Raw genomic sequence first — 22,127 nt, 5'->3', positions numbered from 1 at the left:
TAGCCTTATTAAGATTTATAAGAATGCAGGTAAGACCGTTTTTAAGACAGCATCCAATATTTTATCTTCTCTGTCATGTCCCTTTATTACAACAACCAGATCAAGATCTTTGACTGAAATAACATATTGACCACCACCGCCCCAGGCAAAGTTAGCTTTAAACTGTTTATCATCGATGGAAATGTCAGCCTGGTAAATAAAGTAACCATATTTATAGTTGTCAGGTATCCAAGTATCAAGGGGATCTACAATGGCAGAGGTGGCTTTGTTTAAGTAGGCTTTAGAAACAAGTTGCTGACCTTCCCAATTACCATCATTAAGTAATAAACTTCCCCATTTTAGCATATCTCTTGATGTTAATTTAACACGCCAGCCGGCTTCAGGTACGCCACTCAATGAGTTTTTCCATTCAAACTGCTTAATGGTTAACCTTTCTAATAACTCTTTTTTAATAAATTGCTCTGCACCTTCAGGCAAGACGACATCGAGTACGTGCATCACTAGCATATCGTTGAAATTACCATAAGCGAATTTCTGAGAAGCATCTGTTATAGGTTTAGAGTGTTCTAAAAGAACTTGTATATACTTTTGTCCTTTTAATTTCTCCGGGAATTTTTCAAGTTTTTGAATTATGTCTTGATCAATCTTAAGCCCACCGCGCATAGTCAATGCCTTATGGAGCGTTATTTTTTCAACGCCTGACACAAACTTACTTTTATCAAGTGCTTCAAAAAAATTAATAATTGGCTTGTGTAGATCATCTAATGTTAAATGACCCTGTTCAATTGCTATACCAACAATAAGGCTGGTGAGTGTTTTCGTCGCTGATGCTTGTCCTGTAGGTAAATCAACTCTTGAGCGACGATAATAAGATTCATAAATCAATTTATTTTTATGACTTATTAACAAGCTATCATATAACCCATATTTTCCAGACTGAATCTCATTGGATAATTGAATGATTTCATGTTTGTTCTTAGTAACAAGCGATAAATCACCTACCTCTATACCATCTGATTTTTTTTCTGGTCTAGTACTAATATAAGCACCATCAAGATATGGTAAATCCCAAAATGACATGGTTTGCTCAGCTTTAGTTGCACGCGGTAATTTATCATTCAATTCACTTGAAACAGAATTTCCAGATAAAGTACTCAAAGACACAAATAGTGTAATGGATAATTTTGACTTAAGACTCATACAGCCCCCTTTAGTAAGTAACAAAAATTACCCTACTCACAACATAAAAAAACTCATGAACTAACGATGACTTTATACTGACGTTTGGCTGATAAATTTTAAAAGCTTATATTTCAGTTAGTTATAAAATTGCGTTTTAAAAGCGTCGAAGGTACTCTATTGATAAATAACTTAATTATAAATGGCATTTAAAGCAGGCATGGCTGAGCAATATAAAATTGGTGAATTCATTATTGACCTCTCACGTAATCAAATTACACAAGATAAAAAGCCACAAATCATCCCGCCAAAAGCCCTTGCCGTTCTCACCTACCTAGCGAAACACCAAGGTAAAGTAATTAGCCAACATGAGTTATTAGATAATGTATGGAAAGGCACCGTTGTTTCACCTAATACATTACAACGAAGCATTGCTCAACTTAGAAAAGCATTAGGTGATGATGGTAAAGAACAAACCTATATTAAAACCCATGCAAAACAGGGTTACAGCTTAGAGCAGAACGTACATTGGCTCACCAAAGATGAGCATGCAATACTCTTCCAAAAACAAGATCCTGAAGACGCACTTTTAGGTCACCTTAAAAAAGTTGATCACAGTGATGAATCTGAAGAAGGTATTAACAAGCCACTTTTAAAAAATACATACATATTGTCTGTATTTACATTATTGATCCTTATACTAATAAGTGGTTATTACTTCACAGCACAACCATCAAAACCTTTTTCCATAGGTCAGATCAGAGCCCTCACCGCAACAGACGGCAAAGAATTAGCCAGTATTTATTCGCCAGATGGTAAGTACATTATTTTTCATCGTTACTCAGAAGAACAATGTATCAATGATATTTGGGCAAAAAACCTAGAAACACAGCAAGAATACAAACTCAGCAAGAATATGGATATCTATGGACAGCAACGCTTCTCAAAAGACGGGAAGAAAATTATTGTTATCCGAACCATTGACTGTGGCGAGCCTATTACTCAGAAAAAATGCTATCAACTTATGAGTCTTGATTTCGAAAAAGCGTTAAACGCACCACAGGAAATGGATGTAATCCTAGAGTGCAAAAATTCCGAGATTAGACGACCCTACTGGATGAACAATGGCAATATTGCGCTTATGCAAAGACACGCTGAGCACTGGCAACTGATAAGTTTTGAAAGTAATAAAAATCAAAGTAAAGTGATCCATGATGGCTTTGTATATCACTACGACTACTCGCCAAACCTTGATTTACTGGCAGTAACGAGCATCAAAGAAGATAGCCAGTATTACATAGATATCATTCGATCTGACGGTGAACTGATTTCTAGCAACCCAATTTATCTACCTACTGAAATAAAGGGCCATCGTTTCATTCGACCAAACTTTTCGCCGATTAAAGAAACATTAATTTTTAGTACCGGAAAGCAACTTTTCACTTTGTCTTTTGAAGGACAGATTAATAATATCTCTATTCCAATAGATGAACCAATCACAAGCCCAATGTTTCACCCTAATGGTGATAGAGGACTAGTTATCAAGGGACAATATGATAGTGATATAGTTTCAGTCAGCCTAAATAATAATATGAAAGAAAGCATAATTGCGCGTTCAAATACCGCAGAAAATAGTGCAACTTTTCAACCAAATGGCACGTCAATAGCCTTTGAATCAGAACGCTCAGGTGATGAGCAAGTTTGGATAGTAAATAAAAGTAAGTTAACACAAATTAGCCAGTTTCCAACTGACAGCCATATATCAGGAATAAAATGGTCAGCGGATGGAAAAAACTTATTGGTTAGTGCGAATAGTGCATTGTTTCATTTCACGTTAGATAAACTGAAAACAAAACTTGAAACAAACTTACCGATCTTAGACTTACTTTATTGGGATAGCATAAACGAAAGTGCACTGGTGTTTGCTCAGTTTAATGGTGTAAAAAAACTTGCAGAAGTTAATCTAAGCACAGGACACGTACAAAAGCTGACTGATAAACGAGTAAACTGGGCAACAAAAACAGATACCGGTACGGTTATATTCACAGATCATATGGATCAGTTTTGGATTTCTAGCGCGATTGAGTATCAACCTAATCCCGCACTTAATATACAAGGCGGTGATAACAAACGCTTCTTCACCCGCGATAATAAGATTTACGGCATAAACAACCAAAATCAAGCTTGGCGATATGACATACAAACTAAAGATTTCGAGACTATTACGACACTTACAAAGAACACCGACAATATTACAGATATAAAGAACAACAAACTGTTAGTGACAAAAAGGCAAGTTGCCAACAAAGAAGTGGTAGAGCTACTACTAGTTAAATAAACACCAAAAAGACTAAAATGCTTTAGATACGCATTTAAAAATCGGATTAATCTTGGAGAAGGAACGCCAATGGCGGCGCAGCCATGGTTGGTAAAATTTCTGTAATTTCATAATGCGCAAGAGCTTCAATAAAAAATGGGTCTTGCGCAATTACCTCATCTAACTGCTTTCTATCGTTAATTGTAGAAATGATCACACCACCCGTTCTTGGCTCCTTGCGGCCTGACAAAATAAAGTTACCATTGCCATAATGCTTCTCTAGAAACGTTTTATGCTCTGGAATGTATTTATCAATGACGCTAAGCGGTGCACAGTAACTCAAAGACACAATAAACATAGAATATCCTTATCTATAGAACAAAAACCTTATCTTAAAGCTTAGGCTGCCTTAAGGTAAGGCTCTCGGCCTTTATGTTTATTGCTACGTTGATAACTGCCCTTACCTTTTTTAGGCTTTTCGACTTTACTCTTAAACAACACGCTTGTGACAAGCGCCTTAATCGCATTATCTTTTATCTCACCACGATGATGGTCGTGTTGATATTTTTTATTTTTACTCATCAATTCCTCTTTTAAAAATGAGTTAATCTCGACTCGGCTATCGTATATAAAAAACCTATAAACACAATCAATATTTAATCAATTTACAATTTTTTATTTGGTGCGAGACCATGAAAGTTTATGTATAGCTGCTGTAAATTTTTAGGGACCAATGACCAGCCCAAGTCTATACCTTGGGTCGTACAAGAGAAGAACAAATGTTCAACATAATAAACATCGATATACTCGGCTTCGATGCCGGATGCAGACTCAAACTTATCACTCATATAATTCAAATAAGCGATAGCTTTATCGATATCGCCTGAATTAAAGGCTTGGTTGGTCAACTCAGAAAAAGCTTCAAATCGAGAGGTATAAGCCCACTTTTCATGCTGCTCCATTAACGGAACAGCTTCAGGGAAGTGTTGAGTAATATCTTTTAAAAAACGACGAATTACGATTTTTGACATAAGGGTTTTGCGTCATTTAATCTGTTGAGACGAATTTCAATATGCGAAAGCATTCTTTCAATTGCGTCTTTGTTGTTGAGCAGTTCACCTGCTGTCGTATGGATCTTTTTTATTTCGCTAAGTTTAGGGTATTTTGATTTACCTTTAATCATGCTGAGTCGGATCGCTAATGAAAAATATGAGAGGTATAAATTAAACACTTCTAAATCATTCGCTTCAACTTCTTTAAATCCTAACTTCTTAGCTCTTTTAGCGTTAAAAAAATACGACGTTGCAATTATTGCTCTTTCAGGTTCAAGCTCGCCATCCTGAGTACGATTACATAACTCGTTTAAGCCATCTAGAATCCCTTTTAAAACTTTAAGTTGCGCTTTATGTCCATATTCATGTCGCTCTATATTGATTAAGTAGTCATAGATAGAGCCAACATGTAAATGCAATTCACGATTTGATTCTGTATAAATCAACAATGGTGAAAGGTAAGTAAACCGGCCTATACGACTGTACAAAGGTGTTAGCAGCATTGATTCGAGTACGGGTGACAAAAAAAACAGTACAGCACAATATAAAAATAGATATGGTCCTAAGGGAATAAATAAAAAAGGCAAAAGTGTAATAAAAAACACAAAAGAAAGTGCACAAGTTTGCACCCTGCTAAATGGCTGTAAAAATGCATTCATAATTATGATTCTATTTATTTTGAACTAAACAAACATTTAAAACTTTTAGATAGGTAATTAAAGTATGCTGCGAGTACTATATTACCCCCATAAAGCCTAAAACTCCGACGGATAACAAGAGTGACCACTGCAGTAACTTAATGAATGTACGAATCTTAAAAAAATACCACCCAACCAAAATAAACACGACAGAAAATAAGACGAAACTTGCAGAAAGTAAAATCACAAGATTCTGGAATTCAACAAAGTTAAACCAACCAATAAAACAGAATGCAGCAGCTGAAATAACAAGCATTACAGATACCATATGCCAGCAGCCTAACAAGGTTGCTTTTGGTATATCGGGTAAGTCAGATTTAAGAAAAGGTCTGACCGGATCAATCTGACCTGCAATTATATGAACCAATGCCGTTAAGAGCGCCAAAATACCGGCTGAAAAAATTAAAGTATTCATCTTTATTCCTTTAAGAATTAATTACAACTCGAGCTAAAGCCAAAATAAAAGTGGATTGTATGTGTCTAAATCTAATAGTTATATAGAATGCTATCTTTAATCAATGTACCTAATAGCGAACATTTAGAAAAGTTTTCTTTCCAAAATACATATAAACAAAAATCGCTAACTTTATGCTTTTACTTACATTCTTTTAAGTAAATTCAAAAGTTACACACACTCTGAATGTATTCTCTGTTCTAGAGAATGAAGTCAATAAAACTCATACTTTGCTGAATGCAATTTAGGTGCTACAATCGAATTGTATATTTTATACGATCTTATTTATGATATGTTTTTTATTCTTTAAGGTATTACGATGGAATCAAACAGTACAGATTGGCGTTATACGGTTATGCCAGCCGTTTTTACATGGCTAAAAGAGTCTGAGTCTGGCGCTTTAGAAATTGACTTAGCCGCAACACAAAAGTACGCGGCAGATATTTTAAGAGTTGAAGGTAAAGCAGGAACCAAAATGGGCGGCCTAGTCGGTTCTGGTACACTTGGCGAGAACAGCTATTTAACAAATGAACAACGCTTATCTTTACTTGCTTCTCTTTCAGAAGTAGCCAAAGAATTCAATGTACCTTTAATTAGTGGTGCTGCGGCAGAAACAAAAGAAGAATTAGCCGTAATCGTAAAAGAACTCGCAAAAGTTGGCGTTGACACTGTCATGGTCATGCCGCCAAAAACCGAAGTCACGCCATCAGATGATGAAATGTATGACTATTACGCGTTATCAGCGTCTGCAGCTAAAGAAGCTGGCGTTACGATCATGCCATATAATAATCCAGATGCTGCTGGCTACCACGCTCTATCAACTTCACTATTAATGAAACTTGCAGAATTGCCAGAAGTAACGGCGCTTAAAATCTCAACCACTGACGTATCAGTCATTGAAACATTAATGCTTGAAAACAAAGAATTAAAAGTATTAGCCGGTGTCGATACTGTTACTGTTCACGCTGGTCTGGCAGGTGCATGCGGTGGTATTACTGGTGTCGGTTGTATCTTCCCTAAAGCAAGCGTCACGATGCAGGAGTATGTAAATAATGGGCAATGGGCAGAAGCGAACAAAATTTCTCAAGCAATGAACTCTATCTCATACCTTGATGCGCAACCATTACTTCTAGAGTACTTAAAGTTTGCGTTTGGTGTTCACCATAATGATGCTGAAGGCGGTTTACGCACACTTGGAAAGAAACTGACTAGAGAACAAATTGAAGATGTTAGAGCAAGATACTTGCTGGCTAAAGAAAGACTTCAATTGCTTGGTTTAGCTGAGTAAACCTTATCGAAGTAAATCAATAGCTCCATTTACGGAGCTTTTGATTTACCAAAATGCTACGAAAAAAATAAGTAAAATGGAAATAACTACTCAAGGAGTTTTTAAGAATCCTCTCCAAATTTTAGCTTATATATTTAGCTATCAAACCAAAAACGCTCAACGACAATCCACTTAGAAATAAATAGTTCAACGTACTAGATTTAAATAATATAGGCGAAGTTGCTTGTGATAAGACAAATTTTAAAGGCAAAGAAAAAATCTTAGGGTTAAGCCCCAAGCAGAATATTGAAATTGCAGCGCCTATAAATATTGCAAAATCGCTTACTGAGCTATCACTTGCAATAAACCCTAAAAAACCAGAAATAAAGAAAATAAAACTGATACAACTACATAAAATTAAAACTAGCTTATCCTTAAATGGTAAGTTTCCCACTCTATTCTCCATAATAAAAAATTTAATAAGTTTGAATTTGGCTTACGCCAGATAAGTTTTGGTAAATTAGAAATTTATTTAATGAAATTTGTGACAATAATAATCATTAAAAGAGCTGTAGCAATGTAGAATTTTTCTTTATTTATATGCTCTTTTATCACGGAATTACAGGTAATTAAAAACTAGTCTTGGTCATTAGTCAAAAGCGACCAGTATCAAAACAACTTTGATTCTATATTCTCATTTCCTTAATTAATGATCGAACCGACTCTGACTCTCTAAATAACCTGGTGCTAGGAGCAGAACTAAAATTAGCGCTCAGCAAGAGCAAGCTTTGTATTTACACGTTCAGTTACTTGCTGTGTGATTAATCTTCTGAACCGATATCTCTAACTGTTCTAAATCCGACGTGGCTTGTACCTAAACCAATTTCTTGTGGTTGTCTTGCTGATGGTCGATATCTAGCACACGCATTTTTTGCACATAAATGCGAACCACCTTTAATTGTATAATGATTGCTGCCATCTTTGTTATATGGGTCCGCTGTCCATTCCCAAACATTGCCGATCATATCGTATAAACCGGCCGAACTTGCAGCAAAACTCATCACTGGAGCTGTGGCTAAATAACCATCCTCCAGCGTGTTATTATGAGGAAATATTCCATGCCAAATATTTGCTTTAGGCGTGTCATCATTGTTGACTGAATCTTGTTGATTAAATTTAGCTGCATACTCCCATTCTTTTTCACTTGGTAGACGTCTTCCAAGCCATTTTGCGTATGCTTGAGCGTCTTTTAACGCGATGTGAGTCACAGGGTGTTTAGATTGTTCAGGCACAGACGAAAAATCACCTCTTGGATTTTGCCAACTTGCTTGCTGATTAAACGTCCAATACCCACTTTCAAATGCTGTAGGAAACACATAAATAGCAGAGCCAGGTTGAAAAAATGAATCAGGTGCACTTGGATAATCACTTCGTGAGGGACCAGTTTCAGCTAATGTCTGATAACCCGTCTCTTTCACAAAATCGGCAAATTGTCCGATGGTGACCTCATGGCTGTCTATACAAAACCCCTCTACAAATACCTGTTGTTTAGGAAATTCTTCAGTATAGTGATCATCTGAACCTTGAGTAAAATACCCCGACGTTAAACAAACCTCAGAATAGGCATAAGGTTGGTCTACAGGAGGTTCACTGCAACCAACTAAACTAATTAAGGTAGAAATCAGTAACGTAATTAATTTTGAATTTAAAACCTGATTTTGAATTAATCTCTTTTCCATAGCCATTATTCTTTTGGTTGGCTTTTTAAGCTATTTAATATGTTTTCAAGCTCAGTTAAGATTGAACTTGAGTCACTACTTCCTAAAATCAAATCTGACGTTTCTGCAGGATCTAACTGTAAATCATAAAGTACTTTCGAACTATCTTGATTTTCTATTAGCTTATAACGGTCATTTCGAATGGTAAAAGCATCATCAGTTTGTGAAAAAATATGCGTTCTGCCTTCACCGCCTGATTGTTTTAGTAAATGCGTGAAAGATTCACTGTTATTTATAGAGACTACATTTTGCCCTGCAATATCTAAAATTGTACTGTAAAAATCAGTACCATTTATAAGCGCTGTCTCTCTTTGTGCTATGCGCTCAACCCCCTTACCCGCGACAATCATTGGTACTCTAATGCCACCTTCATTTATCGAGCCCTTAGCCCCATTCAAAAGTGCATTTCGGTCTCTTACTGAACCTGGCGTACCATTATCACCTATAAATAAAATAACTGTATTTTCTAATGTTTCAGTGTCTAAACTTGAAATCAAACGGCCAATTTCAGCATCTAGCGCTTCAATAGCAGCCAAATAATAATCTCTCGAATTTGCTTCGATATCCTCTTCGGTGCCAGACAATTTTCTATTGTGCAAATCACTAGGCGGTAAATGAAATGGAGTATGAGGCGCGTTATATGCCATCCATAAAAACCACGGGGTATTATCAGACAGACTATCTAACCAGTTAATTGCCCTATTTGTAAACTCGGTCGTGGTATAAGTGGCCATATCCATCATTTGCCCATTTTCAATCAAAGGCCAATCATAATAGTCTTGTACACCACCACTTCTCAGCCCCGCAAAATAATCAATACCTGATTGATTAGGGTCACTAAAAGCATCTCCTAAGTGCCATTTACCTATTAAAGCAGTTGCATACTCTTGAGTTTTATCATCACCTTTAAGTTGTTCATGTAGCGTTGTTTCGCTCAAATCTAATACGTCACCTGGTGAAAGTACTTGAGTTTGAATACCATATTTACCCGTTAATAAAGTTGCCCGAGTAGGTGAACACACAGGGTTTACCCATAAGTTTTCAAATACTAAACCTCTTTGTGCCAGTGCATTTAAATTAGGCGTATTTGGTAAATCAGAAGAAAGTGAATATTGTGCTGAAGCATCTTGCCCCATGTCATCAGCAATGAGCAGTAGAATGTTTACAGGTTGAGTTGCAACTGGAACTGTATCGCTTATTTTCAAATTGAAAGAAGTTGAGGTGCTTTCATTATGAATATCACTGGCAACAATAGTCACAACAACATTACCCTCCTCTGTTGGCGTCCCAGAGATGCTGTTATCTGTGACCTCTAACCCTATATCATTATTAGATAAGACTATCTCATATATAATTTCGTCTTCATCTGCATCAATAAAATGAGTATCATTTAATGGTAATTGCCACATAAATTGGCTACCAACAGTTAAAGATTGGTTTTCATAAGGCAGTACAAGCTCTGGCGGTGAGTTTACTGTAAGTGTAAATTCATAAGATATTGATAATTTACTGGGATCTGTCGCAGTTATAACGACTTTATATGTACCAGACTCTGAAGATTCTGCGTTGAGAACCCCATTAACTAACGTTAGCCAAGGTGCATTCGGTGTTACCACGATTTCATATGATAATTCATCACCATCAGAGTCAATAAATAAAGGAGAGCTGCCATCAATATTTAGATTGATAGTATTTGCTTTAAGCGTAAAAACATCACCAATTGGCGAATTTACAACTGGGGCTTGATTAGTATTCACTACATCGGAGGTATCTCCTGTATTATCACTACCGCCACCACAACCTAATAACGAAAAACTTAAAGCTATTATACTCAAAGCTTTATTTTTATTAAGCAGACCGTAAAGCATATCAATTCCAATTATTTCAATTTCTGATATAAAGATACTCAAAAAAATTAAAAACAACCATTGTTTGACAGGTAAAGTTATGTAAAGACTATGTAGTACGTCAAATGTAGTAAGAATTAAAGCGTTTTAATATTGTGGCTAATGCCAATAGTTATGGAGTCTTTGTTCAAACATATTTAAATCATAAAGAAGCGAAGCTCACCTCATAACCATGCTCGATATTATTTTATTATCAATATATTGACTCAGATAAAGAGCAAAAAAAGCAATATTTGCATAGCCCTTTTTCATAACGTAGAAATAAAATTTAAGCTTTTATCTAAAGGAGTCGTAGTCAGGAATAGAACCACTCTTTAATAAAGAAAACACTCACCTGCTTTGCTGTAAATGCTTTATAGCTGTTTTGAGTTCTTGCTTTTGCTAAATACTAATCAAGCCTTAGGATTAACCACACTCAGTGATTGCAACCAAACCAAACACATAAGTGCGGGTTAGTTTTTGATAAGAGATTAGACAAAAGCACGCTAATCTAATGTTTTGTGTCCATGCCATAATTGACTTGTTTTAACTACATTACTACACAGTCAATTTCTGTTTCAACCAACCATTGCTCATCAATGAAACGACTTACCTCAACAAAAGTACAGGCTGGCTTAATAGCTGAAAATAATTCACCATGAGCCTTTGCCGCTTCTTCCCATTTAGAAATATCAGTAAGCATTATTCGAGTTCTAATAACATCACTAATATTCCCACCAGCTTCTTCTATCGCACCAATTGATAACTCAAGGCAGTATTTCGTTTGACGGTAGACGTCGCCGATATAAACAGTTTCACCATTATTTATTGGAGCTGTTCCTGAAACAGATATTTGATTTCCTACGCGACATGCACGAGAAAAGCCTATAGGTACTTCAAGATGTGATCCAGAACTGACAGTTTTTCTCATAGGTCGACCTGTAGTGTTGTGTTACCCACTAAAAATAGTTGGCTAAAATTTGTGAGGCACGAACAAATCCAACTGTTATTTGTCCGAGTTGGCGACCTTGTTAATTGCCACTATCCGATGAATCGTCGTTACTGTAATCACTTAATTCACCAAATGCTGAAGAGTGATTAAACGTTCCTGAAGATATTAGACGAGGAGGTCTATTTTTTCTGTTTAAATATTCTGTTTTTCCATAATCTCTATATTGAGACAGAGTTCCATTAAAAATTTGTTTCGCCAAATCTAAATTTTTATCAGATATTTTTGCTCGGGACAAAGCGTACAATATTTCTTCATCCGAATACGACTCTTTATCACCATAAGTACTCAACCAAGGAGTTAGCTTATTCGCAATCCTCTTTAACTTCCAATTTCGTAAAGCTTTCAGAAGCATAACCTGCTCTCCCTTGGCTGAAGTTTTCGCGCATGTTACCGTGATAATTAACGCTTGCCGTAAACGGCTTTGTTCTACGCAATTACACTAATAAGTGATACCGTACTGGACCAGAAAATATAAAGTACCAAACAATACTAAATTGATAAATAAGGGAAAAGCAAACAGCTCAGTTTTTTGCTGAGTTGAAAATTTATTGGTGTTAATTTTAAGGGAAAGTATAAATATTAACGCATATAAAGTTATAGGCAGAATCAGTACTGAGATCCAGTACCCTAAGAATGAAGCTAAAATATCTGCTGTATATCCAAAATGCACGATCGTGAGTGAGAACGCTATGATAGTTAGCGAGATTTTATCCCCTATCGTAGATTTTGCACTCATACTTTCCTTTGCGTATAACGCCCGATTAACGGGTAAAAAATAGCAGGCTAAACTTAGCGACGAAGGAGCACAGCCTGCTGTTTTGCGTCCCTTTGTTGAGGCACTTATTATACTTACACGTTACTAGACTCGATCTTGTAATAACCACCTCCGCTATCAGAATATGACATACCACTATACTGATACAAGACAATAGAGATACAAATTAAGGTTGCTGCAATATTAGTTTTTTTAATTGAGTTGTAATAGTGAGTCTTAAAATTGGGTGATACTTTTAAGTATAGAAATATTGCCAAGAACAGCGGTACAGTAATTATTAAAATTAGCCCAACAACAAAAAAATGAGTCAAATAATCTTCATAGTAGTATGGGAAAAGTTTATCCCATACTAGTGAGAAAAAAGTGAAGTAAACCAGAATACATATGAATGTCGAAACAATTGATACTAGAACTTTTTTCATTCACCGAACTCTAGGTAAGTATAACGCCCTGTTAACAGGCAAAATAAAATTGGCTAAAATAAGCGACGAAGGAGCAAAAGCCAACTGTATTTTGTCCTTGTTTAACAGCTTGTTATATTTACAAACCCTCAAATGTTGGGGCAACTGTAAGCTTTACATGTTTAAATTTGTTAAATACGTCGGCAGGTAAAACTTTTAGCTCATTAAATGGAGAGGAGGCCGTAACTGCTTTAATAGCAGCAATATCCAATTCAGGAATACCTGATTCATTTGTTATGTTATATTCAATGACTTCAGCATTGTCATTTAGAAAAAACTCGATTTTAATTTCTTGCCCTTTGAACTTTCTATCAGCGGGAAAATTAGAGGACAATTTATTAGTCACAAGTTCAACGCAAGACTCCATATCAAAGCAACTATCAGGCTTCAAATTTGTCGCAGCGCAACCGACCAAGAAATTTAAAGCAGCTAACATTAAAATTTGACGCATAAGTTCCCTGTAAATATAACAGCTTATTCTCTCCCAAACTGCCTGTATAAATACCGACAAAACGGGCTATATTACGTGTCCCAATATTCACACAAGAAAAGTCTATTGTAAACATGAGTTTATAATATCCAATTTTTTTCACCTGTGAAAATTGGACAAAACGCTCTGTAATAATGTTATGAGACAAAATCAATGAACTGTATGAATAAACAGCCCTATTTTTAATTCTATAAAAAAAAGGGCCTATTAAGGCCCTTAACTATTCATTTTATGTTTTAAAGATGGTCTTTAAACAACTTATAAATACGACGGTACTCATCTAACCAACCCGTTGGCTGTCTAAATCCGTGTGGCTCAACTGGGTAAATCGCTGTTTCGAAGTTTTCTTTCTCAAGCTCGATAAAGCGTTGAACCAGTCGAACTACGTCTTGGAAGAAAACATTATCATCAACCATTGGTGCGTTGATAAGTAATGGCTTTTCTAAGCCTTCAGCAAAGTAGATTGGTGAACTACGACGATACGCAATCGGGTCAACATCTGGGTGGTTGAGAATGTTCGACGTGTATGGCGTATTGTAGTAGGCCCAATCAGATACAGGACGAAGTGCTGCGCCCGCTTGGAATAAATCTGGCTTTGTGAGTAGTGCCATAAATGTCATAAAACCACCGTAAGAACCACCATAGGTACCTACTGCGCCTGTATCAACATTTACATTTTCAGCCATCCATTTAACGCCGTCTTCTAAATCTTGAATTTCAGGTGTACCCATTTGGCGGTAAATAGCTGTACGCCAATCACGGCCGTAACCTTTAGACGCTCTGTAATCCATATCCATGACCACATAGCCTTCGCTTGCTAGTAGTGAATGGAACATAAACTCACGGAAGTAACCAGACCAACCCATGTGAGAGTTTTGTAAGTAACCCGCACCGTGATTGAAGATAACAGCTTTACGTGTTTTACCAGTCTCACCTTCTACGTAGTCAGCTGGGTAATACACTTTTGCATAGATTGGTTGTTCAGTATGACTCGAAGGTACAGCAACGATTTTTGGTGCGATTAATTTTTTATTTAAAAACTCGTCAGACACAGTATTCGTTAGACGCGTTACTTGTGCGTTTGGCTTAGCATCTGCAACATATAGTTCATTCGGCATCATGATTTTTGAGTGATTAAGCAATAGTTTTTGCTCATCTTGGCTCAATTCATAATCCGTCATACCATCTAAGTCAGTTAGCGCTACTTTTTCTGCTGTTTGCGTATTCACGCGATAAACTTCGTAAATACCTGGGTGCTTAACATTCGCTTTAAAGTAGATTTGCGAATCATCTTTGCTTAGCGTTAAGTGTGATACAACAAATTGACCTTTTGTAAGTTGCTTTGCTTTGCCATTTACAGGTTTAGTATAAATATGGCTATAACCTGTTTCTTCAGACAAGTAATACAATGTATCTGAATTGTTCATCCAGCCAAAGTCATTGTACGTGTAGTTCACCCATGCATCGTCATGTAAACGATGTTGTGATTTGAACTCTCTATTGTCAAAGTCAACGGTTGCTATCCAACGGTCTTTGTTATCCCATGCTTCAAGCATTACCGCAACTTGAGAGCCTGACGAGTTCCACTGTACCGCACTTTGATCCCAACCCCAGTCCATCATCAAGTTAATATGACGAGGCTCACGTTTTGATTCGTAAGTTCTGCCTTCGGCTTTTGCGTTCTCAGCTTTTTCAGCAGCTAAAACATCTTCATCAAAACCTGGTAGTGTTTCATAGCTTAAAGTTGTTTGTGCTTTAGATGCGATATCAATGAAAATCACATCTGAGCTAGATGGCTTCGAATCAGCTACGCGACGACGAGCAGGTACTGCTTCGATGTCACCGTTTTGTGACACATAGTTAGGCATAATGTCTGTATCAGCGCGCCATGGTGTGCTCTTTGTCACAACGGCGATAAGTTTATCGCCTTCTGGAGAAAGGCTTGCTTCTACAAGGCGGTTACCTTTACCTAGATAAAATTGATTAGATGCAATTGTGTCATTTTCAGCATTTAATTGCGCTTTGCGCTGTTCTTTATCTAGCGCGTTTTTATGCGTTAGCTTTACAAAATCAATCAGCTTGTGTTGCTCTTTGGCAATGTAAGTTGATGGCTCTTGCGTGCCTTTAGGTTTGTCAGCTAGATGTAATTTAACAAGCTCTTTAGTAAGACCTGAATTAATATCTACGCTAAAGAAGCTATTACCAGTGCGATAAGCTAATTCACCAGAATTTAAAAACTGTAAAGAGCGCGCTCTATCAGAGCTCTGTGTAAGCTGTTTGATTGCGCCCGTTTTTATGTTCTTAACAAACACATTGCCTTCAAACGTATAGGCTTGCACTGCACCGTCTTTTGAATAAACCGCGTTTTTAGCACCAACCGTATGAAGTTGGTTTAATACAACTTGCGTAGGCGCTTTACCAGTTGTAACAGCAAACGTATTGCGTAATTCATTACCCGCTTGCTTGCGGTTGAAAATCACAGTTTGGCTATCTGCAGCCCAAAATGCGCGCTCAGGTTGACGACCCAACCAATCAGGGTGTGCCATTGCTTGTTTTAATGTAATATTCTCACCGCCAAAATCTAAAGGCGTTGCAACAACAGGGGCGAAGTTTGAAGCAGGTTCAGCATTTTTAGCGTCAGTCGATGTGGTTGTTTGACAACCAGTTAAAAACAGGCTCGCTGCAACTGCAGCAGAAATTAGAGAGTGTTTGATCATAGTTATTCTTCAACTTGTTAGACTAGCTCAATTTAAGCAAATGCGACGCTAGAATACGAATTATTTTAGATAAAATGACAATAATTAAGGAAGTGCGTAACGCTTAGCGTAAGATCATTTGAATTATGAACATAAAAAAGGCCAGCATAGGATGCTGGCCAAATACTCTCTGCGCTCACATAGTCGTTGATGAACAACGATTATGAAATGAGGCCTATCCGCGCCTCATTACCTAAGACTAGTCCATTTTTGAAAAGTTCCAAGAAAATTGCATTAATTTATCACCCCATCAATGATAAGCAATAAGATAACTGAACTTACAATACCCCAAAGCAGAGTGGCCATCGCTAAAGGGCGCCATCCTGTTTGTTTTAACATAGTCAGAGATACACTTGATCCGACTAAAAATAAACAGGCATAAAGTACATGTTTTGCTCCCGCGTAGCCAAACTGCCAAAAAGTTGAATATTCAGGAAGGTACGTGTTAATAAGCGCGGCTAATAAAAAGCCGACGATGAAAAGTGGAATACTTGCTTTTTCTTCGCTTTTCCAAAATACGCCAGCCAATGCCGTATAAGGAATGATCCACATTGCGCGGGTAAGTTTGATTGTTGTTGCAATACCTACTGCGATTGGACCATATGTTGAGGCTGTTGCTACTACACTGCTTGTATCATGGATAGCAAGGGCTGCCCAAATTGCAAATTGTTCTTGGTTTAATTGAAAGTAATGCCCGATTGCAGGAAAAATCAATAAAGCTAAACCATTTAATAGAAATACGATGGCGAGTGACACCGCAATTTCATGCTGTTTTGCCTTGATCACTGGCGCCATTGCTGCAATTGCGCTACCACCACAGATGGCAGTACCAAAAGACAATAAAACACTGGTGTTTTTATTTACCTTAAAGAGCTGACCTAATATTTCACCAAGCCCTATTATCGCAGTTATGCTCACAATGGTAAGAACAAATGAACTTCGCCCTACTTCAAGTACATCATTAAAGTCGACATTAAATCCTAGCCCTATTACAGCTAATTTTAATAACCATTTGCTAGCTTGATTACTTAATGATAAATACGGGTTAGCAAAAATCAGTGTGAAAGCAAGACCAAGAAGAAGAGATAATGCGGGACCTATAAACCCTGTCAGACAAAGTACAAATAACCCAATAAACGAAAACTGTTTAATAGACTGACTAGTCACTTTGCTAACGCCTTATTTAGTTTTTGAAATTCCAATAAATTGAGTCAAAAAAGCCGAGTTAAACTCGGCTTTTTATTATAGTGCTTTTAACTGCTCAGCAGTTGCCTGAACACCAGGATAATCTTGCTCTGGCAGCACTTTTGCCAAGTCAGCCAGTTTATCACCAAGTTCAGATAAGCTATCAGCTGAAACGTTAATATGACCCATCTTACGGCCTGGTTTTGCAGATTTGCCATACCAGTGGCTGGTTGTGTCAGCAACAGCCAAAACTGCTTTTGGAATAGCAGCTTGCCCTAGTACGTTGATCATCGCAGTTGGGCGATTCAAAACCGTTGAACCTAGTGGTAGGCCTGTAACGGCACGCATATGGTTTTCGAATTGGCTGACATGACACCCCTGTTGAGTCCAATGACCTGAGTTATGTACACGTGGTGCAATTTCATTTACCAATAAAGTGCCATCGACATCGAAAAACTCAATGGCTAATACGCCGACATACTCTAGTGCATTGGCGATAGCGGTAAACGCAGACTCTGCTTGCGCTTGAATTGCATTTTTCTCTTTACCCGCGATTGAAAGCGTTAAAACCCCATTGGTATGTTGGTTTTCAGTCAGTGGGTAAATCGCTGTTTCACCATTTTTTGAACGAACACCTATGATGGAAACTTCGCGATCAAATGGGATCATTTTTTCTGCAATAATTTGATGAGATGCATCTTTCGCTAAAAACTCAGACATCTCTGCCCAAATTTGCTCAACATCATCCAGAGATTTTACACGCCACTGCCCTTTGCCGTCATAACCTGCTTGACAAGTTTTGATTACCAAAGGCATTGCCAATTCATCAATTGAATCTAGCAAGTGCTGTTTTTCAGTAATAATTTTATAAGGCGCGCATGCAACTTTTGCAGCATCTAGAAGCGCTTTTTCTTTCGCTCTATCACCGCCCGTTGCTATGGCTTCAGTACCAGGATAAAACTTACCACTTTCATCACATAACTTTAGAATATCTAAAGGAATATGCTCAAACTCAGCAGTAATAGCGTCTGCAGAATCAATGGCTTGTTGTAATGACTGATCAACTGTTAAAAACGTAACAGGATCGATGACTTTTTCAGAGCCAACATCGTAAGCTGTAACATGAATGTCTAAGTTCTTCGATGACAAGCTCATCATTCGCGCAAGTTGCCCTGCGCCAAGGACTAAAACGTTCATATTACTCAGCAGGATTTGGGTTAGCTAAAATTGTTTCTGTTTGTTCTTTACGGAAAGCTTCAACTTTTGCAAAGATTTCTGGTTGTTGACAACCTAAAATCTGAGCTGCAAGTAAGCCCGCGTTAGCCGCACCCGCATCACCAATTGCCAATGTCCCAACCGCTACGCCTTTTGGCATCTGGCAAATTGAAAGTAATGAGTCAACACCGTTTAGTGTTTTTGATTTAACTGGTACACCCAGAACTGGCAAACTTGTGAAAGCCGCAGCCATACCCGGAAGGTGTGCAGCGCCACCAGCACCTGCAATGATAATTTTGATACCACGATCAGCTGCGCTTGATGCGTAATCAGCTAGAAGTTGAGGTGTACGGTGAGCTGAAACTACTTTTGTTTCATATTCGATGCCAAACTTGTCCAGCATGTCTGCTGCATGTTGCATAGTAGGCCAGTCTGATTTTGAGCCCATGATAATGCCAACCGTCATAATAAATCCTCAGAAGTTTTGAACGATAGAAAAACAAACTGCAGGCTCTTATTGGGGGTAAGCCTGCAGTTTCTATGTGGGTATTATACCTATCTAGATAGGTAATACCATTGAAAAGTATCAATGTATAAAGCGGTTAGTTATCCGACTCTTGTTGTGCTAGGTACTCGTCATATGTGCCTTTAAAGTCGATAACTTTACCGTCTTTAATTTCCCAAATACGGGTTGCAAGCGATGATACAAACTGTCGGTCATGTGACACAAACAACAACGTACCTTCGTACTGCTCAAGGGCTAAGTTAAGCGCTTCGATTGATTCCATGTCCATGTGGTTTGTTGGTTCATCCATCAACAAAATATTATGCTTGTGCATCATTAATTTGCCGAACAACATACGACCTTGCTCACCACCAGACAGCACTTTTACAGACTTTTTAATGTCATTTTGTGAAAACAGCATTCGGCCTAAGAAACCACGAACCACTTGTTCGTCGTCACCTTCTTGCTGCCATTGCTCCATCCACTGAAATACAGTTTGGTCCTTTTCAAACTCATCCGCATGATCTTGTGCATAATAACCAATGTTCGAATTCTCGGACCATTTAAACTCACCTGTTTTAGGCGCTAAACGACCCGCTAAAGTGTGTAATAACGTTGATTTACCAACACCATTTTCACCAATGATAGCGATACGTTCACCTACTTCAACTAGGCCTTCTAAGCCTGAGAATAAAGTGCTGTCATAACCCTGTGACACATCGGTAATTTCAAGTGCATTTCTGAAAAGCTGTTTACTTTGTTCAAAACGAATGAAAGGCGATTGACGAGACGATGCTTTAACTTCGTCGAGTTGAATTTTATCAATCTGTTTTGCACGAGAAGTGGCTTGTTTTGCTTTTGACGCATTTGCAGAGAAGCGAGATACGAATTGTTGAAGTTCTGCAATTTGCGCTTTCTTCTTGGCATTCTCGTTTAATAGTTTTTCTCGCGCTTGAGTCGCTGCAAACATATACTCGTCATAGTTACCAGGATAGACACGTAATTCACCGTAGTCGATATCAGCCATATGCGTACAAACAGAGTTCAAGAAGTGACGGTCGTGCGAAATAATTAACATGGTACAATCACGCTGGTTAAGGACTTCTTCTAACCATTTTATTGTATAAATGTCCAAGTTGTTGGTTGGTTCGTCTAGTAGCATGATGTCAGGATCTGCAAATAACACCTGCGCAAGAAGTACACGAAGTTTGAAACCCGGTGCAACTTCTGACATTAAGCCATAGTGTTGCTCAGTACCAATACCAACGCCTAAAAGTAACTCACCTGCTTTTGCCTCTGCCGAGTAGCCATCCATTTCAGCAAATTGCGTCTCAAGATCGGCCACTTTCATACCATCTTCTTCACTCATTTCTGGTAAAGAATAGATACGATCACGCTCTGCTTTAATTTCCCAAAGCTCTTTGTGACCCATAATAACTGTATCAATAACAGTGTATTGCTCGTAAGCAAACTGATCCTGATTAAGTTTCGCTAAACGAATATTTGGAGCTACACTCACGTTACCCGCAGAAGGCTCAAGTTCAGAGCCTAAAATCTTCATGAATGTCGATTTACCACATCCATTGGCACCGATAAGGCCGTAGCGATTTCCATCACCAAATTTTACAGAAATGTTTTCAAAAAGTGGTTTTGCACCAAACTGCATGGTGACATTAGATACGTTTAAAATAACGAGCTCCAAATAGCATATAAAATAAAACTACTGGTATTTTAAACTAAAGGTTTTTTGAGAGCCACCAGAGAGTGGCTAAGAATAGAAACTAATGCACGAACACGTTAAAAATATAATTCCAATCTTTTTGATACTTTTGTAACTTTTCGATAATAGAAGGGGTAATTTCGGTTCCAGCAGTGAGAATGATTGCACCTTGTTTGTTTAGTAAATCTTGAGTCAAATGCATACCTGACTCTAAACAGCTTACACCAACACATACATCAATATCGTGATTTTCGAATACCTTACCACTGGTAAGAAGATCGAAATAAACTTCAAGGATGTGCGGATCATAAAATTCGGTTGCTAAAGTGCGCATGGTTTGCATTGCCTGATCTTGCTGCATTTTCTCTCCGGTTATACGACCAATTAATAGTTTATCGTAGTCGTTTACTATGGAAAGGATCCTGCTGATGGTGGGGATGTTGTCAGCAATTAAATGACCCGGTAGGCCTGTACCATTATAATGTTCGTACTGATGTAAGATGCCTTTAGCGATGATTTGCAAGTTAGGCAGCTTCTGAAGGATTTCAGCCCCTTTGATTGCATTTTGTTGCTTTGCAATAAGTTGATCTTTAGTAAGTTCATTTTCGGAACATTTCACTAATTCATCAGGTAATGAGACTTTACCGATTTCATGCATCAACCCAGATAAATATGCTTGAGTGACGAGTGGTTTTTCTAGTCCTAGATGCTTAGCAACGAGTCTACAGTGCGAAGCTACACGCTTTATGTGCCCATCATCACTTCCGGTAGTGTCTTCGATGATCAAATTTATCATCTCTATCACATCATGAAATAACCTGCGTTGCTTCTGATTAACATTTTTTAGTTTATCAGTCAGTTGCGACAATGAAGTCGTTCGTGCTTGAACCTTGCTTTCAAGTTCATCGTTATAGTTTTGAAGTTGTTTGTTTTTTTCTTCTAATTCGTTTTGCAAACGAATTACAGATTGTTTCAATTGGTACTGATCACAAGCCTGCATGACTATTTCTTTTAGGTCTTCATTACGCCATGGCTTGCTAACGTAGTTTGATATTTTACCTTCGTTAATTGCTAATGCGGTAGAGTCTATATCTGAATAGCCAGTAAGAAGAATTCGAGCAGTATTAGGATTAATTGTAAATGCGTGTGCAAGCAATTCTGCGCCAGTCATTAACGGCATCTTCATGTCTGAGATTATAACCGCAAACTCTTGTTCTTTTAGAATTTCAACAGCTTCTAATGGTTTATCACAAACAGTCACATCTAGCTCCTTTCTAAAAAGGCGCTTTAGAGCGTTGAGTACCTCTGTCTCATCATCCACTATCAAAATTGGCAATTTATCAGACATTAAAAAAACCTTATGTTCTTGCAAATGAT

At 37.7% G+C, this 22,127-nt stretch carries 20 protein-coding genes; 2 read left to right on the top strand and 18 right to left on the bottom strand.

The genetic code is table 11. The features are described from left to right. Nucleotides 1-15: 15 nt before the first annotated feature. Nucleotides 16-1,200, bottom strand: a complete 1,185-nt coding sequence (locus PP2015_RS08040; protein WP_058029777.1) for a serine hydrolase domain-containing protein — start codon at nt 1,198-1,200, stop codon at nt 16-18. Between the two features lie 181 nt (nt 1,201-1,381). Here PP2015_RS08040 and PP2015_RS08035 point away from each other — a divergent pair, with 181 nt between their 5' ends. Further along, nucleotides 1,382-3,517, top strand: a complete 2,136-nt coding sequence (locus PP2015_RS08035) for a winged helix-turn-helix domain-containing protein (protein WP_058029776.1) — start codon at nt 1,382-1,384, stop codon at nt 3,515-3,517. 46 nt (nt 3,518-3,563) lie between these two features. Here the strand turns inward: PP2015_RS08035 and PP2015_RS08030 are convergent, their stop codons facing one another. The 5 genes from PP2015_RS08030 to PP2015_RS08010 form a co-directional block, all read right to left on the bottom strand. Beyond that, on the bottom strand, nt 3,564-3,854 hold the full coding sequence (locus PP2015_RS08030; protein WP_058029775.1) for a YciI family protein: 291 nt from the start codon (nt 3,852-3,854) through the stop codon (nt 3,564-3,566). 41 nt (nt 3,855-3,895) lie between these two features. Further along, a complete protein-coding gene (gene arfA / locus PP2015_RS08025; RefSeq protein WP_058029774.1) occupies nt 3,896-4,078 on the bottom strand; it encodes a ribosome alternative rescue factor ArfA in 183 nt (60 codons plus the stop codon). A gap of 83 nt (nt 4,079-4,161) precedes the next feature. Beyond that, a complete protein-coding gene (locus tag PP2015_RS08020) occupies nt 4,162-4,527 on the bottom strand; it encodes a DUF7674 family protein (RefSeq protein ID WP_058029773.1) in 366 nt (121 codons plus the stop codon). Further along, nucleotides 4,512-5,207, bottom strand: coding sequence for a hypothetical protein (locus tag PP2015_RS08015; RefSeq protein ID WP_058029772.1), 696 nt, complete (start codon nt 5,205-5,207; stop codon nt 4,512-4,514). The genes PP2015_RS08020 and PP2015_RS08015 overlap by 16 nt, the downstream gene beginning before the upstream one ends. A 76-nt stretch (nt 5,208-5,283) precedes the next feature. Continuing rightward, a complete protein-coding gene (locus PP2015_RS08010; protein WP_058029771.1) occupies nt 5,284-5,661 on the bottom strand; it encodes a hypothetical protein in 378 nt (125 codons plus the stop codon). A gap of 358 nt (nt 5,662-6,019) precedes the next feature. Between PP2015_RS08010 and PP2015_RS08005 the strand changes: the two genes are divergently transcribed. Then, the gene (locus tag PP2015_RS08005; protein ID WP_058029770.1) at nt 6,020-6,988 is read left to right on the top strand and encodes a dihydrodipicolinate synthase family protein; all 969 of its coding nucleotides are present in this window, start codon (nt 6,020-6,022) and stop codon (nt 6,986-6,988) included. Between the two features lie 121 nt (nt 6,989-7,109). Here PP2015_RS08005 and PP2015_RS08000 read toward each other — a convergent pair whose 3' ends face one another. From PP2015_RS08000 to nosR, 12 genes are all read right to left on the bottom strand, one after another. Further along, nucleotides 7,110-7,421: a hypothetical protein gene (locus PP2015_RS08000; protein ID WP_058029769.1), complete on the bottom strand. Its 312-nt coding sequence runs from the start codon at nt 7,419-7,421 to the stop codon at nt 7,110-7,112. Nucleotides 7,422-7,788: 367 nt separating this feature from the next. After that, entirely contained in the window at nt 7,789-8,706 is a 918-nt protein-coding gene (locus tag PP2015_RS07995) for an SUMF1/EgtB/PvdO family nonheme iron enzyme (protein ID WP_058029768.1), read from the bottom strand. Between the two features lie 5 nt (nt 8,707-8,711). After that, a complete protein-coding gene (locus tag PP2015_RS07990; RefSeq protein ID WP_058029767.1) occupies nt 8,712-10,613 on the bottom strand; it encodes a sulfatase-like hydrolase/transferase in 1,902 nt (633 codons plus the stop codon). Nucleotides 10,614-11,181: 568 nt separating this feature from the next. Beyond that, nucleotides 11,182-11,562 (bottom strand): RidA family protein, encoded by a 381-nt coding sequence (locus tag PP2015_RS07985; RefSeq protein WP_058029766.1) that lies wholly within the window; start codon nt 11,560-11,562, stop codon nt 11,182-11,184. A gap of 100 nt (nt 11,563-11,662) precedes the next feature. After that, entirely contained in the window at nt 11,663-11,995 is a 333-nt protein-coding gene (locus PP2015_RS07980) for a hypothetical protein (RefSeq protein WP_058029765.1), read from the bottom strand. A gap of 963 nt (nt 11,996-12,958) precedes the next feature. After that, nucleotides 12,959-13,330: a cell envelope integrity TolA family protein gene (locus PP2015_RS07970; protein ID WP_058029763.1), complete on the bottom strand. Its 372-nt coding sequence runs from the start codon at nt 13,328-13,330 to the stop codon at nt 12,959-12,961. A 275-nt stretch (nt 13,331-13,605) separates the two neighbouring features. After that, nucleotides 13,606-16,086: a S9 family peptidase gene (locus tag PP2015_RS07965; protein ID WP_058029762.1), complete on the bottom strand. Its 2,481-nt coding sequence runs from the start codon at nt 16,084-16,086 to the stop codon at nt 13,606-13,608. A 273-nt stretch (nt 16,087-16,359) separates the two neighbouring features. Next, nucleotides 16,360-17,292: a YeiH family protein gene (locus PP2015_RS07960; protein WP_083496541.1), complete on the bottom strand. Its 933-nt coding sequence runs from the start codon at nt 17,290-17,292 to the stop codon at nt 16,360-16,362. Nucleotides 17,293-17,367: 75 nt separating this feature from the next. Beyond that, nucleotides 17,368-18,507 (bottom strand): 5-(carboxyamino)imidazole ribonucleotide synthase, encoded by a 1,140-nt coding sequence (locus tag PP2015_RS07955; RefSeq protein ID WP_058029761.1) that lies wholly within the window; start codon nt 18,505-18,507, stop codon nt 17,368-17,370. A 1-nt stretch (nt 18,508) separates the two neighbouring features. Then, the gene (purE, locus tag PP2015_RS07950) at nt 18,509-18,991 is read right to left on the bottom strand and encodes a 5-(carboxyamino)imidazole ribonucleotide mutase (protein ID WP_058029760.1); all 483 of its coding nucleotides are present in this window, start codon (nt 18,989-18,991) and stop codon (nt 18,509-18,511) included. Nucleotides 18,992-19,127: 136 nt separating this feature from the next. Further along, nucleotides 19,128-20,720, bottom strand: coding sequence for an ABC-F family ATPase (locus PP2015_RS07945; protein ID WP_058031582.1), 1,593 nt, complete (start codon nt 20,718-20,720; stop codon nt 19,128-19,130). Nucleotides 20,721-20,811: 91 nt separating this feature from the next. Then, entirely contained in the window at nt 20,812-22,098 is a 1,287-nt protein-coding gene (nosR, locus tag PP2015_RS07940; protein WP_058029759.1) for a response regulator c-di-GMP phosphodiesterase, NosR family, read from the bottom strand. Nucleotides 22,099-22,127: the final 29 nt, after the last annotated feature.

Source organism: Pseudoalteromonas phenolica, from assembly GCF_001444405.1.
Taxonomy (GTDB): Bacteria; Pseudomonadota; Gammaproteobacteria; order Enterobacterales; family Alteromonadaceae; genus Pseudoalteromonas; species Pseudoalteromonas phenolica.
Note: the sequence above shows the minus strand (reverse complement) of the source record. Positions and strands in the feature narration are given on the sequence as shown.